Here is a 17,271-nt window from a genome sequence, read left to right as displayed (position 1 = left end):
AAGTGAATATACTATTTAAGTGGTGTTAAAAACTCTAACATTAATTTGTCTAATTCTGCTCTTGCAAAAGCACTGGCAAAATTGTGGTTAGCGCCTTCAATCGTTTTATAATTGCATTTTCCATTGTAAAGTGACTCATATCTATGGCATGTTGCATCATCTACCAAATCATCTGCAGTTCCTCTTATAAGGAGGACTGGTCCGTTGTATCCTTCTGCTGACGAGAATGGCTCATAATTAAATAAATCATGATTAAAGGATGTTGGGAAAGTGAGTCCTTCAATATCGGCTTTGGTGATTCCCTGAGCTTCCATGGCTTCAGCACGATCCTTACATCCAAACCACATTCCAGCACCTGGACACATAAGCATGAGAGCATAAGGATTAACAATAGGAGCTGCAGTAGCAGCTGCGTATCCTCCCATACTCTGACCAGATAAGATAATCTTATCTGGATTGGCAAAATCTTGTGTTTTAGTCCAGTTTATAATATCCTCGATATCGTGTAGGATACCTGTAAAGGTCATGTTCTCGAATTCACCATCACTTTCACCATTTCCGTATAAATCAAAACGGACACTGGCAAATCCATGTTCAGCTAAGAATCTGGCTGTGTGAGTATAAATACTTTTGTAACCGCTTTTATTTCCTGTAAAGCCATGTACATTTACAATAGCAGGAAATCTTGTGCCATCTTCTGGAATGTTAACTATTCCACGTAAGATGTGTCCATCACGGTTTGTAATTTCTACTTGTTTTGTCAATTTAAAATACCTCTGTTTCTAATTTTATTCTGCAGTAGCAGCTTTTCTCTTGTCTGATAAATCCTGTAACATTTTAGCTGTTTTCTCTTTTGTTAGAGGGTATACAAATTTTAATACCAGAACAGCTAATAAATATCCTACAACGTATAAACCTGTATATGTTTTCCAAAGACGTCCTGAGAATGCTTCACTCTGGACAGCTTCATTAACCTGGAATCCAGCAATTGCAAGTGCAAAACTACTCATACTTCCTGATACAGCATTAGCAAGTTTACGGAAGAATGTATATGCTGAGTATACAATTCCTTCATTACGTTTTCCTGTCTGAAGTTCCTGATAATCAATTGCATCATTTACAAGTGCCCAAACTAATACCTGGAAACCACTTACTCCAAGATAGCAGATTCCGTTGATGATAATAAAGAGCATAGGATTTTCAAGTGGGAAGAAGAATAAAATAGCATAAACAACAACTGAGAAAGATGCACTGTACATAATCCATTCTTTCTTTCCAAATTTCTTAGCAACAAATTTTGTGCCTACGAATGCAATAAGTGACCAGAGTACACTTAACATACCTGAAACTGCCATGATGGCAACATTTCCAAAATAATCGCGGAATAAATAAGTATTTAATCCGTTAATCATACCGGCTCCAACAATACCGATAAAGCTTGATAACATAACTCCGAGTAATGCTTTGTTTTTAGTAATATCCTTAATTACCTTGAAGTAGTTAAGCTTTTCTTTTTTCTCAACAACTGGCTCTGTAATAATACGCTCTTTACACCAATGAGATGTAAACATAAGACAGATTAATCCAATAACTGCACAGATTGCTGACATAATAAGGAAATGGCTAGGTACTGGCTGGTTATCTTTATATAAGAATAATGGTCCAGCAATAACGATAACTGTCATAAAAATTGTACCGCCAAGACTTCTGAAACGAGAAAGGTCAGTACGTTGGTTAACATCATCAGTCATTACACTTGAAAGACTACCAAATGGAACGCTGACACATGTGTACATAATTTCGTAAACAATATATGTAATGAACATATAAGCAATACGTGCACCATAAGCGAAATTGCTTACGTTAACAAATCCTAATATACAGAGTACTGCAGTTGGAAAAGCAAAGAATTTAATCCAAGGAATGAATTTTCCTTTTCCTTTGTTTTTGTGGCTATCAACAAGTGCACCAATTAAAGGGTCATTTATAGCATCCCAAAGCTTTGTAATAAGCATAAGGATTCCTACGTGTACTGGATTAACTTTTAATACCAGTGTATAAAAAATAGCAAGATACATGGCACGGAACTGCTCAGTACAGCAACATCCCAAATCGCCAAGAGTGTAACCAATTTTGTCCTTCATGGAAAAAGGTCTTGTTTCTTTCATGATCATTTACCTCTCAAATTTATATTGTTTTGGTAGCTACAATCTTATTATATTGTGGTTATGCTGATATCCATATACAAATATTGCTTGCAAACTACGAAAAATTGATATATTGTATATTTTGACAAAATAAACAAAAAATATAATAGGAAAGTGTGCAAAATAGACATATGAAAAAGCAAGGCTACAAAATGGAATATTTGAAAATATTGGATAGTACCCAGCGAAGCTTTGGGCAAAAGAAGAGCTATACAATTGTATTTATAACTGGTGGGATAGGGTATATGCACCAGGAGGATGATAATATTGTATGTACTATGGAGGATTTGATATTTATTAAGCCAGGTAATAAAGTAAAGCTTGAATATCGTAAAAATAAGTATCCTCTTGAAGTTTATGTTCTTTATATAGGTGGAGAACTTTTAAGGAAATTGTCAGATGAAGAAACAAGACTTGATGAAGCGTTTGATTTTGTTCCGTATCAAGTTAAGATTGTTCATTCTGAGAGTGAATCGGCTATGCTTATAAAGAATATATCCAAAAAGCTCTATTCGATGAATAATGAGCCGCCTAAATTTGCCCGCTCATTATACGAGAAAAGCCTATTAACTATGATTCTTGTACTTGCACTTCGCTCATCTGTTCAGGAGGATGTACAGATTAAGACGAATAAGAAAAAACACGTTGTAATGGATGATATTTTTATTTATATCAGAGAACATTTGACAGAAGATATCTCGTTGGAGCGCTTGGAAAATGAATTTTATGTAAGCCGTTATCATATAGTAAGAGAGTTTAAAAAAATGACAGGTGAGACACCTCATTCATACATTGTAAAGAGCAGACTTGATTTATGCCGCCATTATATAGAGCAGGGGAAAAGTATTCGTGAGGTATATGCGCTTGGTGGATTTGGAGGGTATAATCATTTTTTTAGAGCATTTAAGAAAGAATATGGTGTTACTCCAATGCAATATTACAATAATTTACAGATTGACAGGAATGAAAAGTAATGATTGTGTTTGTAGAATAAAGCAAATAAGCCCGCAATTAAGCGGGCTTAAAATATGAACGAACACATAGGTGGTTTCTAGTATTTCATCCTTTAATTAACTCGACTTTTTGACAGGCAGTGTATCAACAATGATTTCTTCCGATACATCAATATCATCGAGATTATATTTTCAATGGAACACAATCGGCTCTTCGTTTATTTCTGCAAAATATCTGTAGATACGATTAGTAAGTTCCTCCTTAGATTTAACACGGATACCTCTGAGCATCTGACGAGTCATCTTGCTAAAGAAACCTTCAACCATATTGAGCCATGATCCATGTTTGGGAGTGAATACAAATTCGAATCTTCCCGGTACAGTTGCCAGGTATTTTCTGGTCGCCTCTGATGTATGAACTTTAAGATTATCGAGTACGATGCGAAGCTTGTCTCCCTTTGGGTACTTATCATCTAACAGCTTCAAAAATTCAATGTATTCCGTGCTGCTGTGCTTGTCTCTTACAAGAGGAATCGCTTCTCCTGTTTGAAGATCAATTGCAGCTAATAATGAAAGAGTCCCCAAACGTTTATATTCGTAATCTCTATTGATGGTCGGATGCTTTTCGTTCGGCATTAAATCATCTGATGTTGTTGCAATAGCCTGTATGCCTTATACGTTATCCTTTATTTGGTTCGCTTCGTTCTATTAGCCAAAATCAATATTTTTTCATTTTTGGCTAATAGTTGTAGTGGTATTGACGAGAACTTTTCTTTCAGACTTTTTACTAATAGGAATACTCCGTTTAATCCGCAGGATGTCATCTCTGTTTGAGAAATAAAGCCGTCTGGCAGTATTGTCAGCGGCTGGGCGCATCTGCCAGGAATAGTCACAGCAGAAATTTCGTTCCATTGATGCCGGTAGTGCGATGTTCCAGGTAATGTTACTACCTGACAAATTACAACCTAATACGCGAATAATTTGACTTTTAGCAGTGTAAATTGATTAAAAACTGGTGAAAAGATTTCGTCTCCATTCAAACGGCGCCCTCTTTTCCACTCTCCATCTTGAAAACTTCCCTCCTCCATATATAAAAAATCACAATTGCCCTTTTGATCGTTTCTGGAAAAAGGATTTATCTTACATCCGTTTATAATGAGGAAAAAGGTATCTTTTTCTTCTTCCAAGACTAAACAAACTCCATCTTCTCTCGTGACTTCATCACAAAACATATCTATTTCAAATCCATATTCCTCAAAACTAAGTTTTATTGGTCCGTTCATGTTTTCGGAAATCACCGCCTGAAGTCTGTTTGTGCCGTATCTTTCTACCAAAAGTTCCATCATGCTTTTAAGCGTTTTTGCACAAAACCGATACTCATCAATGTTCTGCGGTTTGAATCGTCAACCTTCAATTCGATTATGTTTTCATCTCCAAACACATTTTTTCATCCAATGCAATGTTATATTAAATGAAAAAATCATTTGATATCATAACAAAAGTTATATTATTCTCTTCTTATATGTGCATTTAATCCCAACTATAATGATAGTTATGTAATAAAGAATAGTACGAGCATTTTTAATTTTATCAGCCATCATAATTCTGTATGCCTCCTTCTTCCATGAGATTACAGCAAATGTAGTAGTAATGTCTATCAATTGCGGTCTATTTAGCTTGTTTCCTGACTACTCAGGAAAAATATTTCTACCCTCGCCCCACCTGTATTTTCAGAATTTGAAAGTTTAATACCTCCACCATATTTTTCAGCCACAGTTTTTGCAAAAAATAGTCCCATCCCATAATGGGCTTCGCCATTTCTACTTGTGTCATCCATAAAAAACTGCTCTGTGCCATGCAATAATGCTTCTTTTGTAAATCCTGATCCGCTATCCTCCACAATGAATGTCAGCCGGCCATCCTGCTCCTTTGCGTCAATATAAATGATTCCATTTTCTTTTGTATGCTCCACTGCATTCTGAATCATATTCATTACGGCCCGGAACATTGGATCATAAGCAATCGTTACCTTTTTATCACTTTGTCCCGCCTTCCAATCTATTTTCTGGTGATAGATTTCTACTAGTCCGAGTGCCTGTTCCTTTATATCTGCGAAAAAATCTTCTAACCTCACCGTTGTATAGGTAACATCACTGCAATTCCATGATTTTGTGACATCTATCAACTGTTTTACATAACTTTGTATCTGTGTTGTGCCGTTCAAAACATAAGTGATATTATTCTTCTGTTCTGTGGTCAGTTCAGTCTCTGAAAGTAGTTCTGCATTTCCCCGTACAATCGTAAGAGGTGTTTTAATATCATGCGCCAAAGCAGACATCTGTTGTTTCTTTTCCTGCTCTGTTTTCCACTGCTTTTCTAAAGATTCTCGCAATGCATCTCGCATATCATCGATTGCCGATAAACAGTCATCAAACTCTTTGATACCGGAACAGGATGTCTCATATTCCAGATTTTGATCCTTTATTTGTCTGATTGCGTCTAATACAGGCTGCATCTGCTTTTTGATTCTTTTTCCAAAACGTATGGACGGAATGATGATAATCGCTACCGCTCCAATCACTGACATAATACTCATCACATTCTGTGGTCCTATAAAATGCTCCCTCAAAAAAGCTGAATGATATTGAGGTGTCAGGCGATATTGCAATACAACATATTCATTTTCCCTTACAATTACTTTATAAAAATATTTCCCGGATGCGTTTCCGTACTTTGCAACATTCCATGCTATCTGTTCGTATTGTTCTGACAGATCTCCACCTATTTTCTCTCCATTCTCTGAAAATATTACATAATCACAAAGTGCAGGAATCATCTCAGCAGTTACTTTATCCGCACGTAAAATCGTATCATATGCTTCATTAATCTTTTGCTCTGCATAATTCGCCGGATAGATACAGCCCACACTAATCAAAAGGTACAGCAGCAACCAAGCAACAATCACCAAACCTACTAATGATCCAAGCATGACCAGTACATATCTCATAAAAATCCAGCTGAGTGCATTGCTTCTCTTTACTCTTCCCATTTATATCCAATCCCCCAGACTGTTTTTATCGGTGTATAATCATAATCCGCAAATTTTGCTCTTATATTTTTGATATGCGTGATAATGGTACTGTCATTACTCTCACTGTCAAAACCAAAGACCTCTTCTAAAATCTGTTCTTTCGAGAAAACCTGTCCCCTGTTTTTAGCCAGGAATTCACAAATTTCGTACTCCGCTTTCGTAAGAGGAAGTTCCTTATCATCAACCAATAGTTTCTTTTGAGATATTTGAATACAGACCCTCCCTAAAACCATCCGGACAGAATGTTCCCTGTGCTCTCTTCTAAGATGTGCATTGATCCTTGCCCGAAGTTCCATCACTCCAAATGGCTTTGAAATATAATCATCTGCTCCCAACGAAAGTCCGTTTACCAGACTGTTTTCCTCCGTTTTTGCCGTAAGAAACAAAATCGGACAATCCACAAGTATCCTAATTCTTTTGCATAATTCGAAGCCATCAATTCCAGGCATCATAATGTCCAGTAAAATCAGGTCATAACGATGTAATTCTTCCATATTAATTTTTAGTGGATTACTTACTTTGGTAACCAGATGTCCATCCTTATTCAAAATGCTTTCTATCATTTCCAAAATTGCCGGTTCATCATCAACTGCCAGTATTTTTGCCATAGTTTCCCTCGATTCTATTCCGATATTCTGTTTCCTTCCCAGTGGTTTACCCACCAAAAATAGTATACCATACTAATCCCTGTAAATATTAAGCAACCTGGTATGAATGACAACCATTCACCTACACTAGTTTCTCCCAATATAGATTGCAGATAAGTATATGGTACTCTACCCGTCCAGCAGACAAATACATATTTCCACACATAATCTCCAAGTCCGGTAAGCATCAATGCACTAATTAGTCCTGATATAATCCCTGCTCCAATGGATACCCCTTTTCCAAACTGAAAAGCCAGAATCAGCTGCCACAGATAAAGTGGAACACTGCTTCCCCACAGCAGCAATGCTGCAAATATACATCCTTTCATGATTTCGATATCGCTTGATGCGATTCTTCCAAATCCAATTCCGAATATGATTGCTGTCAATAGGATAGAGCACAGACACAAAACCAGTAGCATCAACAGTTTCGATAAAAATGCTGCAGGTTTATCCGGTAAAGACAACAGATTTTGAAAATCACCTGCATTTTGTTCCTGTTCCATCACACTTGCTGTAAAAATTCCAATAAGTACCGGAAGTCCTGCTCCTATTGCCTGATAAAATGCAATCACTTTCATATTTTCATTCCATGGTGAAAAAAAGTAATATATTAAAAATATAACGCTGGTTATAATCGGAATCAGTAAGTGTGCCAGAATCACAGATGTTCCTTTCATCTTTCGCAAGTCTGCATTAAGAGATCTTCCAATCATCTTATTTCACCTCTCTTCTCTCAAACCATTTCAAAAACAGAACCGTTACAAAAACAAACCAGATGATTGAGAGACACATTCCCGGAACAATGACTCCCGTATCCAAAAGAGGATTCCCTGCTTCTGCGGCAAGTCCATTTGGTAAAACATGAAGCAACGGGCACATCATTCGCATAGGGATTGCAGAAACAAGTACATACCAGATTCTGGTTTGTGATATTACCACACCGCTGACGGTAATAAACAAGCAGACGAACAGGTTTACAATCATTCCAAATCGTTCACTTAAAAATAAAGCTACCGGAATCTCCCATAACTCAGAAACCGTCAGAAACAATACTGCAATCAACGCTCCTCCAACTGGAACATGTGTCGTTAGAAGAAAGCCTCCAAGCGTTGCTCCTGCAAACACAATCACATTAGAAAACAAAATCATGTACCCAATATAAATAATTTTCCCCAGTAACAATTTTCTTCTGTCTGTGGGAATAGTCATTAAATGATAGTATTTTATCTTTTTCTCCTGCGCCACAGAAAGATAACAAAATAGAGCAATCATCCCCGGCAGCAAAAGTGTATACCACCAGTTCCAAACACTTTCTGCATAAGCATTTGTCATCCCAAGAGTAAATATAAATGCCATGACAAATGTAAGAAGAGGAAATCCCCAGATAAACTTTTTTCGCATGGTTCTTTTGGCTTTTTGATGTTCTGCTTTTATAATATTAACCATGGATTTCACCTGCTTTCTGGTTTTTTCTTACCACATTCATAAACAAATCTTCAAGATTATCTCCCTGCTTTAATGCTCCTTCGTATCCTAAGATTCCACCTGAAATAATCCCGACTTTATCTGCAAGTAACTGTACCTCTGAGAGAATATGACTGGAGAGAATTACAGTGATTCCCTGTTCCGGAAAAGACCGGATCAGCTCTCGTAATTCCTCGATGCCTATTGGATCTAATCCATTCGTAGGTTCATCCAATATCAAAAGTTCCGGTTCTCCAAGCAATGCCATTGCAATGCCTAGTCTTTGCTTCATTCCCAAAGAAAACTGTCCTGCTTTCTTCTTTCCGGTGTTTGTAAGTGATACAATCTGCAAGACCTCATCAATTCTGTTTTCATCTGTACCAAGCAATAATTGTCTTACCTTCAAATTCTCTCTGGCGGAAAGATTTTCATAAATAGGCGGATTTTCAATTAACGCTCCTATTTTTGATAAATCTTTCCTATCCAAAAGTTTTCCATCAAAGTAAATCTTTCCTGCAGTTGGTTTCATCATACCAGTCAACATTTTCAATGTGGTAGATTTTCCCGCACCATTCGGTCCAAGCAGTCCATAAATCTGTTTCTTTTCTATATTAAGTGAAACATTATTTACCGCTTTCTGCTTTCTAAAATATTTACACAAATTTTGTGTCTGCAACATCATTTCCATCTTTACTATCCTTCCTTCCATATTTCATTTCTTACTGAAATATAACCTAACAGAAAAAAATAAAGATTTGATGAAGATTGCTAAATAATTCGTCTACTCTATTTTTAACAACATAATCCCAACCATCTCCATCACACTTATCACATCTGTCTTTTCGCTTTGCAAATGGGTCGAGTCGCCTTACGGTATAGTCTGGATTGTGAATGTAATCATTCAGGCACTTCGGACATAGACAGCGAATATTTTCTTTCCCCTCCGGCTTGTAAACCCAAAGTCCAAAAGTCTTTTTCAAAGTTGCATTTATTTGTCTGAAAAGTTTATCGTCATCTACCGTACCTATGTAGTCACGCAAATCCTCTCTATTGACTGTCCGTATCTGTTCCAGAAGAACCATTGACGGTTTCTTCAGTCCAAACTCCTCGCCGAGAATAATGTGCGATGGTAAATATCTTTTCTTGATTACACTTGTAACCGCTGCAACAATAATCGTCGGAGCATTCTGGTTATAATCGTCCGCCTGAACAACAAGCACTGGACGCTCTCCGCTTTGTACTGAACCACTGTTATCTCCAAAGTCATAGTAGAATAAATCCCCACGACAAATCATTTTTTCTTTCATATACATAACCTCACAAGAATCTAATTTTTAAAGTGTCATTCGTATCCGGAATGAAATAACCCCTTCACTCATTTGGACAAAGGGTGCTGAAATGCACACCCAAAATCAGAGATTTTCATAAAATTTGATAAAGTTTTTCTTTGCCGCAGCAATAGACTTATCCACGGAGCTATAATATACGCCCTCCTGCTTTGCAATTGCTCTGGAACTCAGACCGCAGCACACATTCTTCATAAGGCGTTCCCTTTGAAGTGGCTGCAACATTGAAAAGAAGGGATTTTTATGGCGGTTACCAATAATATCAGAGAAATCCGGGAACAGCGTGGCATTTACCAGGATGACCTTGCCGCTGCTATCGGATACAGCACTAAAACTGTCGGCAGGATAGAGCGTGGGGACAGTACCCCATCTGCCGAATTTATGCTGCGGATATCAAAGTACTTTAATATGCTGGTGGAAGATGTATTCCATGTGGAAGATTGAGCTGGGTATTTTATCCAGCTCAATCTTCCGCTTCCTGTAAATGAGAATTTGTCCGCTCCTTTATATAAAATAATTCCATTTTTCAGAACTACTAACTATTTTTCTTCAGCCCATAAAATTAAATGATCAGAACACTCTGTTTGTTGCGACACTGTACATGTATTTTTTATAAATCCTTTAGTAAAGATGTGATCAATAGGTGATGCTGGAAAACGCCACTATACTATTGAAGAGTTGTCAAAACAGTACCTGATGAACACCACTACTTTGAAATCCGTTTTCAAAGCAGTCTATGGAATGCCCATCGCTTCTTACATGAAAGATTACCGTATGAAGTTGGCATCAAAAATGCTGTTGCATGAAGATAAATCTATTTCGGAAATTGTCGCCGCTGTGGGATATAAAAGCCAAAGTAAATTTATATCGGCTTTCCGAGATACATTTCAGATATTACCTACTGCATATCAGAAACTGTATCGTAATCAATAATTTTAATGCAAAACTGCACCCACAATATCCCTGAGTGCAGTTTTGTATCAATCAATATTCTAATGTTTCTCCATCAAGTGGAATATCAGGAACAAGTATCCTATACAAATGCACTTTCCTCTTTTGCTTTCAGCAAATCTTTTAACACTGTTCCTATATCTCCCAAAATAGCAATCCCCTTATCTTCAATGAATTCCGGCAAAAACTGATATTCTGAATTTACGGAGATATAATATGCACCTTTCAAGCTGTTTGTCAGTTCCCAAAACGGTTCCTGTATAAACATCGGTGTCATGCGCCCTACTCCAAGTTCTATAAAGAGAATTTTTCTATCTTTGTTCTTTTGAATGTATTTTGAGATTTTCTCATATTCTTCTTCGTATTTTTTCCCTTGCAGAAAATTCCCATATCCTCTTACCCACGGAAACATTTCCGCACCACAATGAGGGCAGCGAGGAATCAGTTCATCCGGCACCATTGTCCCCTCTCCCATAGCCGCAATCATGTCTGCCACAGGTTGTACGGCATCCCATGTTTCATCCTGACAACACTGGGAACACTGGAAGAAACGATGATCTCCCTGAATCTCACTGACCTTTTCTTCCGAATAAACCTTTACAAACTGTGTATCCTGATTAGTCGTTAAGATATGAAAATCTTTTCCCTGCAAAATTTTATCCAAATCCAGATATGGCTCTCTGATAGGAGCATTTTGTGTAGTATTTAAAAAGGTTGCCACATATCCCCAGTGTTCATTTCTTGTAGAAAACCGATGCATCATTCCGCTAAAAGCACCTTTGAATCCATACTTATCTGCAAATTTTCCAAAATGCTCACGAAAAGAAGGGGTATCACTATAATAAAAGTCACCACCTCCAGCCGCTGATAAACCGGATGCTCCGCCTACTATGATACACTCTGCCTCCTGCACTCTGCGAACAAATTCCTGAATCTGTTCCTCATAAGGAAGTGGTTTTTGTTTGCTCAACACTATAGCAGTACCGCCGGATGCATAGGTACTATAGTGTCTTGAATAGTTCATTTGTGTTTTCATTACCAAATTTTCGTAACAGCTCATTTTTTTCATTCTCCTGTCTCACAACTGTAATATCTTTAACTACCTTACTTAGTCTATCCTTCACTTTCTAATTCCATCGGCAACACCTCGTCAAAAGCCCGTATTGCATTGCGAATGCAATCATCGCATTCACAGAGTACAACACCTGTATCCTTTCCCTTTAGGTCTTTACATATGGTTGCACCTGAATATTCCTGAAATTTGTTTAATATCTCGCGTGCCGTCATCGCACTTTTCTTCCCTAGCTTTACAATTCCCGCCATCATGGTTGCTCCAATCAAGGCACCACAAGTTGCTTCCATACCTCCCATACCTACCGCAAATCCGGATGCAGCATTCGTCAGTATTTCCTTATCAGAATCTGCTAAATCGATCATTGCCTTGATAACCGACTGACAGCAATTAAATCCATTATGTTTGTAATATACTGCTTTTTCTTCTCTTGTCATTTTCCTTAGAATTCCTTTCTGATTTCCTTTAACGCTACCGTAAGATTACCATCCACACCGATTGATTTTTCTTTGATTTCCTCTGGAATGTAAATTTCGCCCTTGTTAAATGTGATATATCTTGCCTGTGGTTCTACTGCTGCAAGCTGCATCAAAGGAGCTTTAACCATCTGATTTCTCCAACCAATGCCAAATTCCAGAATTACCAGCTTCTTTCCATGTAACTTCTGAATAAATTCTTGATAGCGGGCAGCCTTTTCCTTCCAATTTTTCGTTTCTGTAAACGAGGACATCTCACTCCAATTTACTTCCATATCTCCACCGCATTTTGGACATTTCGGCAGTAACTCTTTGGGTACTCTTCCGTTTACTTCCTCTTCGGTCATGGCGAGAACTGCTTTTTGATTAGGATAGACCTCGTCATGACATCTGTTCTTGCACCGCATCTGGGTTAATTTCCCTTCCATTTCAAAAACACGGTCTGCCTCAAAACCTGCCGGCACAAAATGATCCTCCGCATTGGAAGTTACTACGAAATATTCTTTATCCTTTACTAGTGCATAGATGTTTTTCATAATCTCACTCGGCTCATCCTGCATAGCTTTTGCCCTAACAAGTCTGCTTACAAACGCCCACTTTTCTTCTACCTTCATTGGCACTGAAAATCCGTGTAAAACACTGCGCAGTCCGTATTTTTCTCTGAAATCTCCCATATTTTCCTGAAACCATGCGTCATCTGCAAAAATATTATATCCCTCTGCGATAGACAAACCATTACTGGCTCCAATCAAAATACCATCTGCTTCTTTGATGATTTGACTTATCTCTTGATATACATTCATCTTCATCACATTTCCTTTCCCACTATGTTTTCTTTTAAATCCCGCAGGGTTTCTGCCAAATCTCCTGCTATATAAATGCCTTTGTCTCTTATATGCTCTGGAACTGAGGATTTCTTCTGATTCAGACAGGCATAAAACACTTTTTCATTTTTGTATGTCATTTCCCAAAAAGGAAGTTTAATAATACTGGGTGTCATCTCACCAACCCCCAGCTCCAGCAGTACAACATTCTTATCTGTTTCATTCATGAGATATTTTTTTAGGAAATTCTCATATCGCCTTACGCCTTTCCTCCAGTCTTTCCCCTCCAAAAATGTATCATCCCTTACCCAGGGAACCATGATTCTCCCGCACTCATTACATCTTGGCAGAAGCTCGGAAGTAACACGCAGCCCCCGGATATTTTCGTTCATCCTGCGAATCATTTCTACATTGGAATAAATTTGGTCATGGCAAGGCTGACTGCATTGAAGATAGCCAATGTTACCTTGATAATCGCAAATCCTTTCTTTCTGAAAAATCCGTTCAAACTGCATATCTATATTGGTTGTTAAAACAAAGATTTCTTTTTCCGCCACAATATCACGCAGGTCATAGTATGGCTGTCCTGTAGGTGCATCCCACATACTTTGTATGTAACGTGCATAATATGCCCACTGTTGTTCCGGCGATGAATAACAGTAGTAAAAACCGTCAAAGGGAGATTTCAGTCCATACCACTCCTTGAAATCTTGTAAACATTCCTCCATATAGGGTAGCCAATGATAATGGTTATATCCCGCCGCACTGGAAAGACCAGAACCACCGCCTATCAAAACGGCATCTGCCTGACGGATTTTTTCTGCCAGAAAACTGACTTGTTCCTCCTTTTGCATACACCACTTTATCTCCTTTTTTATATCAGATTCCACACTTTTTATTTCGCTTGACTTTTATTTTTTTACTTGTTAAAATTAAAATTACATCAAGCATTAAAATTATATTATCATGTAAGTTTAAAAATTGCAAGAAAAAATTCGAGGTGACAAATGAAATATTCCACAAAGCTTAGTGACACCATTCATATTCTTATATTTATTGCGCTTGGAGATGCCGAACAACTCTCCAGCACAAAAATTGCAGAAAGTATCAAGACAAACCCGGCTTATGTCAGACAGCTTATGGCAACCATGAAAAATGCAGGCATTGTTGTCAACACACAAGGTCATGCGAATGCCGCCCTTGCAAAATCGGCAGATAAAATCAACATGTATGACATCTACCGAGCCGTAGAGGGCGATAAGCCGCTGCTTCACCTGGACACAGATACCAATCCGGATTGTGGAATCGGTATCAACATTCAATTCGCTATTGGGGACTTCTATCATGAAATTCAAAATATGGTAGATGAAAAAATGAAATCCATTACATTGCAGGATATTATTGACCGGTATTATTTTAAAATCGGGAAAGTTAAAAAACTTTAACTAATCAAGAATTCAGGCCGCCCTTGAAACCAGACCTGAAAAAGCAATAAAACTGGAAAAAGATGCACTTGCCCAGATAGAAACTATCACTGCCTCCATATCCATTCTGTTTCCTCCATTCTGTAAGTGGGGCAGCCTTGGCCGCCCCTGTACCCTGATTACTAATTATCGAAAGGGTGTTGCCTCTTTGTCCTTCTCTTTATCTGGATTGCCATGATGTTTCTCGGCACTCTCCCTCGCCTTTTCGTTGCTCTTATCCTTTGCTTTCTCATATTCTGAAATAATCTCATTATAGAGTCTTTCCCTGAAATCCTTTGTAACCGGATAGCAGACATCCTGATAGATTGGCTTGCCCTGCTCATCCACCTGCTTTGTCTTATAAGAAGGCATTGATACAAAGATTTTCTCTTTGCCCTGCACAATATTGATGTTATTTACGATAAAACTGTTTTCAAAATAAATGCGTGCAAGTCCCTTGATGTTACCGCCTTCCCTCTCATAAGGTGTCACAGTTATGGAAAACTCCGGCATTTCCTGCGTCCTATCCTGCTTCTGTGTCTCCTCTTTCTCCGGTTCTTTGATTCTTGCATAGGCATCAAGGATATTGGTATAGAGTTCCTCTCGAAACTCTGCTGTGATAGGATTGCACACATCCTTATAGATCACACCATTGCTTTCATCACGCTTATTGGAGCGGTATCTTGGCATTGATACAAAAAACTCACCCTTATCCTTATTCTCAAGGATTGCGATATTGGTGATCTTAAATGAATCACCAAATACTACTGTTGCAAATCCTTTGATGTTGCTGCCCTCTTTTGCCCTTACTTCGTTTACCTTAATTGAATACTTCATATGCTATTCCTCGCTTTCTTTTTGTTCTTTGTTTTGCTCCGGTATGATAAGCTCACACCAAAGCTGTTCTATCTGTTCACAAGACAATCTGCCATTTAACCAGTTGCCAAGTGTAACGACCATTCCGTCCTGCTCGTAGTAGAGCCACTCCTGTGTTTCAATGTTCCCCTCATACACGATAGTCACATCAAAATCAGGCATAAATAATCCTTCCTCTGCATCCCATACACAGGCTATTCCCTGTCTGAGTGTCAGATTCAGGCTTTCGACATACACAGACCAGCCGCTTACAACTATCTGAAAGTCATCATCAATCTCAACAATATCATCCTCAAGCCCGATTAGCTCTTCCATTTCTGATACTGCCTCTTCTATCTCACCTAACCGGTATCTCTTATTCATCCATCACCGCCTCCTTATAAATGCACCTGACCACAAAACGCATGGTTCCTTTCTGGGAACAGGTAAAAAGAGTTAATTCTTTTTCTGTACCCTGTGTCTTGATGCTGTTATCATACGGATTTATTACCTCTGTCTCTGTTACCTCATAGATATGCTTCAGCCCATTTTTGTCGGTTATCATTACTTCATCACCTATGGATATCTGACTTAGTGGTGTAAAAAATGTACCATATCTGCTGCCATTGTGACCGCACAATACACAGTTTCCACTCTCCCCAATCCCTGCTGTTTCTTCTATATGACCGATCCCGGCATTAAGCACTTTACTTGTGGTTCCTTCCATTACCGGATACCGGATATCTATGCCCGGTATCTCAATGATACCGATAACACCGCCTTCTTTAAAAATGGCTTCATCCTCTTCACTAATGGAGGTTTGCTCTTCCTCCACATCTGTTTCTTCATCGTAATCATCCTCCAATGTCTGCTCAAATTCACTTATGAGCTGTTCTGTCTGTTTTTCTCCTGTTGCCCGCCAGAAAAAAGGGACTGCCATAATGGCAATCCCTGCTGTAATCAGTAGTCCTGCGACCACTTTTCTTATGCTCATATTATTCACTCTCCTATCGTGTTCTGCCCTCTCTGTCCGCTTGATAAGCACCTTTATCCTCTGCTACAATTGCTGCAGATTCCATTCTGTCATCAGCTTCTCTTTCTTCCTCCGGTCCGCTCAGGTCTGCATCAATAGCCTTTGCTGCCGCTTCATTCTGTGACCTCCAAGAAGTCGAGATTGTTCCACGATAAGCGGTAAGTTCTTCTCCGACCACTCTGAAACAAGCTCCGGGTGTACTTCTGCTAAACTGTTGTTCATAGCCAAACCTCAACCTCCTTGTGCTTAGAGTATATGAAGTTTTGGCTTTATCTTGTAGTTTGCGAATATCTGTATAAATAGAAAAAGCCCTTTGAGAAAAGGATTTCTCCTCTCTCAAAGGGCAGGTTGGCAAACTGGAAGTTGTAAATATCATTTTACATTTTTATATGAAATCACAATATGACTTGGTGCAAATAATACTGATGCAATAATCAATAGCACTGACCTACTCATAATCCCACTAAACAAGAACAACATTGAAGGAATAATAGAAAGTGCTAATGCTCTGAAAACGCTGTTTTTCTTAAAACATATAATCCAAATAGCACAATAAAGCATTACCAATATGGTATCTACAATCAAATATAGTACAAATGCTTCGTCAGACCACCACCCGAACCAAGTTCCCGGAATATTGATTATCATGAATCCGAAACAACCCAATCTCCCTACTTGTTCTGTGACCTCAACATATTTATTGTTCCACTTATTATCAAATCCATCTTTGCACTTAATCGCAAATACAACATTGGGTATCATAATGACTGCAATAAAAATCAGCCCAAAAACATTAAACCATTCCATATTATCTACCATCACAATCTTCGATTTTCTCAATTCTCCAAACTTGAATTTAAGGTTCTCTTTTATTTTCAAAATAAGC

At 38.2% G+C, this 17,271-nt stretch carries 22 protein-coding genes and 1 pseudogene; 4 read left to right on the top strand and 19 right to left on the bottom strand.

Going from position 1 to position 17,271, the window contains the following annotated elements:
• Window positions 1-11 precede the first annotated feature (11 nt).
• Complete coding sequence (locus tag H8S51_RS01805; protein WP_186900594.1) at window positions 12-764, bottom strand: alpha/beta hydrolase; 753 nt, start codon at window positions 762-764, stop codon at window positions 12-14.
• 24 nt (window positions 765-788) lie between these two features.
• Window positions 789-2,168: an MFS transporter gene (locus H8S51_RS01800; protein WP_186900593.1), complete on the bottom strand. Its 1,380-nt coding sequence runs from the start codon at window positions 2,166-2,168 to the stop codon at window positions 789-791.
• A 170-nt stretch (window positions 2,169-2,338) separates the two neighbouring features.
• Between H8S51_RS01800 and H8S51_RS01795 the strand changes: the two genes are divergently transcribed.
• Complete coding sequence (locus tag H8S51_RS01795) at window positions 2,339-3,181, top strand: helix-turn-helix domain-containing protein (RefSeq protein WP_117920242.1); 843 nt, start codon at window positions 2,339-2,341, stop codon at window positions 3,179-3,181.
• 96 nt (window positions 3,182-3,277) lie between these two features.
• On the opposite strand, the pseudogene H8S51_RS01790 reads toward H8S51_RS01795, so the two are convergent.
• The 8 genes and pseudogenes from H8S51_RS01790 to H8S51_RS01755 form a co-directional block, all read right to left on the bottom strand.
• A pseudogene (locus H8S51_RS01790) lies at window positions 3,278-3,832 on the bottom strand (IS630 family transposase); the annotation flags it as partial.
• A 293-nt stretch (window positions 3,833-4,125) separates the two neighbouring features.
• Window positions 4,126-4,503: a DUF5597 domain-containing protein gene (locus H8S51_RS01785; protein WP_241070996.1), complete on the bottom strand. Its 378-nt coding sequence runs from the start codon at window positions 4,501-4,503 to the stop codon at window positions 4,126-4,128.
• A gap of 329 nt (window positions 4,504-4,832) precedes the next feature.
• Complete coding sequence (locus H8S51_RS01780) at window positions 4,833-6,209, bottom strand: sensor histidine kinase (RefSeq protein ID WP_005330846.1); 1,377 nt, start codon at window positions 6,207-6,209, stop codon at window positions 4,833-4,835.
• Window positions 6,197-6,859 carry a response regulator transcription factor gene (locus H8S51_RS01775; RefSeq protein ID WP_055156884.1) on the bottom strand — a complete coding sequence of 221 codons (663 nt, stop codon included), beginning with the start codon at window positions 6,857-6,859 and terminating at the stop codon, window positions 6,197-6,199. The genes H8S51_RS01780 and H8S51_RS01775 overlap by 13 nt, the downstream gene beginning before the upstream one ends.
• Window positions 6,860-6,873: 14 nt before the next feature.
• Window positions 6,874-7,614 carry a lantibiotic immunity ABC transporter MutG family permease subunit gene (locus tag H8S51_RS01770; RefSeq protein WP_117510124.1) on the bottom strand — a complete coding sequence of 247 codons (741 nt, stop codon included), beginning with the start codon at window positions 7,612-7,614 and terminating at the stop codon, window positions 6,874-6,876.
• A 1-nt stretch (window position 7,615) separates the two neighbouring features.
• A complete protein-coding gene (locus H8S51_RS01765; RefSeq protein ID WP_004853398.1) occupies window positions 7,616-8,347 on the bottom strand; it encodes a lantibiotic immunity ABC transporter MutE/EpiE family permease subunit in 732 nt (243 codons plus the stop codon).
• Window positions 8,340-9,053, bottom strand: coding sequence for a lantibiotic protection ABC transporter ATP-binding protein (locus H8S51_RS01760; RefSeq protein ID WP_044999424.1), 714 nt, complete (start codon window positions 9,051-9,053; stop codon window positions 8,340-8,342). Before H8S51_RS01760 ends, H8S51_RS01765 begins: the two co-directional genes overlap by 8 nt.
• 46 nt (window positions 9,054-9,099) lie before the next feature.
• Window positions 9,100-9,672 (bottom strand): type II toxin-antitoxin system PemK/MazF family toxin, encoded by a 573-nt coding sequence (locus H8S51_RS01755; protein WP_186900592.1) that lies wholly within the window; start codon window positions 9,670-9,672, stop codon window positions 9,100-9,102.
• A 282-nt stretch (window positions 9,673-9,954) separates the two neighbouring features.
• Here H8S51_RS01755 and H8S51_RS01750 point away from each other — a divergent pair, with 282 nt between their 5' ends.
• The gene (locus H8S51_RS01750; protein ID WP_004611564.1) at window positions 9,955-10,155 is read left to right on the top strand and encodes a helix-turn-helix transcriptional regulator; all 201 of its coding nucleotides are present in this window, start codon (window positions 9,955-9,957) and stop codon (window positions 10,153-10,155) included.
• A 234-nt stretch (window positions 10,156-10,389) separates the two neighbouring features.
• Complete coding sequence (locus H8S51_RS18345) at window positions 10,390-10,644, top strand: helix-turn-helix domain-containing protein (RefSeq protein ID WP_334302672.1); 255 nt, start codon at window positions 10,390-10,392, stop codon at window positions 10,642-10,644.
• A 100-nt stretch (window positions 10,645-10,744) separates the two neighbouring features.
• Here the strand turns inward: H8S51_RS18345 and H8S51_RS01740 are convergent, their stop codons facing one another.
• The 4 genes from H8S51_RS01740 to H8S51_RS01725 are packed head-to-tail and all read right to left on the bottom strand — an operon-like array spanning window position 10,745 to window position 13,888.
• Window positions 10,745-11,722, bottom strand: a complete 978-nt coding sequence (locus H8S51_RS01740; protein ID WP_241070848.1) for an SIR2 family NAD-dependent protein deacylase — start codon at window positions 11,720-11,722, stop codon at window positions 10,745-10,747.
• Window positions 11,723-11,775: 53 nt separating this feature from the next.
• Complete coding sequence (locus H8S51_RS01735) at window positions 11,776-12,171, bottom strand: C-GCAxxG-C-C family protein (RefSeq protein WP_186900589.1); 396 nt, start codon at window positions 12,169-12,171, stop codon at window positions 11,776-11,778.
• Between the two features lie 5 nt (window positions 12,172-12,176).
• The gene (locus H8S51_RS01730; RefSeq protein WP_241070847.1) at window positions 12,177-13,013 is read right to left on the bottom strand and encodes an SIR2 family NAD-dependent protein deacylase; all 837 of its coding nucleotides are present in this window, start codon (window positions 13,011-13,013) and stop codon (window positions 12,177-12,179) included.
• 5 nt (window positions 13,014-13,018) lie between these two features.
• Window positions 13,019-13,888 (bottom strand): SIR2 family NAD-dependent protein deacylase, encoded by an 870-nt coding sequence (locus H8S51_RS01725; RefSeq protein ID WP_186900587.1) that lies wholly within the window; start codon window positions 13,886-13,888, stop codon window positions 13,019-13,021.
• Window positions 13,889-14,041: 153 nt separating this feature from the next.
• On the opposite strand from H8S51_RS01725, the gene H8S51_RS01720 reads away from it, so the two are divergent.
• The gene (locus tag H8S51_RS01720) at window positions 14,042-14,479 is read left to right on the top strand and encodes an Rrf2 family transcriptional regulator (RefSeq protein WP_186900586.1); all 438 of its coding nucleotides are present in this window, start codon (window positions 14,042-14,044) and stop codon (window positions 14,477-14,479) included.
• 165 nt (window positions 14,480-14,644) lie between these two features.
• On the opposite strand, the gene H8S51_RS01715 is transcribed toward H8S51_RS01720, so the two are convergent.
• From H8S51_RS01715 to H8S51_RS01695, 5 genes are all read right to left on the bottom strand, one after another.
• Entirely contained in the window at window positions 14,645-15,334 is a 690-nt protein-coding gene (locus H8S51_RS01715; RefSeq protein WP_186900585.1) for a SpoVG family protein, read from the bottom strand.
• A 3-nt stretch (window positions 15,335-15,337) separates the two neighbouring features.
• Window positions 15,338-15,736 carry a hypothetical protein gene (locus tag H8S51_RS01710; protein ID WP_186900584.1) on the bottom strand — a complete coding sequence of 133 codons (399 nt, stop codon included), beginning with the start codon at window positions 15,734-15,736 and terminating at the stop codon, window positions 15,338-15,340.
• Window positions 15,729-16,346, bottom strand: coding sequence for a class D sortase (locus tag H8S51_RS01705; RefSeq protein ID WP_241070846.1), 618 nt, complete (start codon window positions 16,344-16,346; stop codon window positions 15,729-15,731). The genes H8S51_RS01710 and H8S51_RS01705 overlap by 8 nt, the downstream gene beginning before the upstream one ends.
• Window positions 16,347-16,359: 13 nt before the next feature.
• Window positions 16,360-16,563 carry a hypothetical protein gene (locus H8S51_RS01700; protein ID WP_186900066.1) on the bottom strand — a complete coding sequence of 68 codons (204 nt, stop codon included), beginning with the start codon at window positions 16,561-16,563 and terminating at the stop codon, window positions 16,360-16,362.
• A 194-nt stretch (window positions 16,564-16,757) separates the two neighbouring features.
• A complete protein-coding gene (locus H8S51_RS01695) occupies window positions 16,758-17,264 on the bottom strand; it encodes a hypothetical protein (protein ID WP_241070845.1) in 507 nt (168 codons plus the stop codon).
• Window positions 17,265-17,271: the final 7 nt, after the last annotated feature.

It is taken from the genome of Roseburia rectibacter (genome assembly GCF_014287515.2).
In the GTDB taxonomy this organism is placed as follows: Bacteria; Bacillota; Clostridia; order Lachnospirales; family Lachnospiraceae; genus Roseburia; species Roseburia rectibacter.
This window is presented reverse-complemented; position numbering and strand designations above follow the sequence as displayed.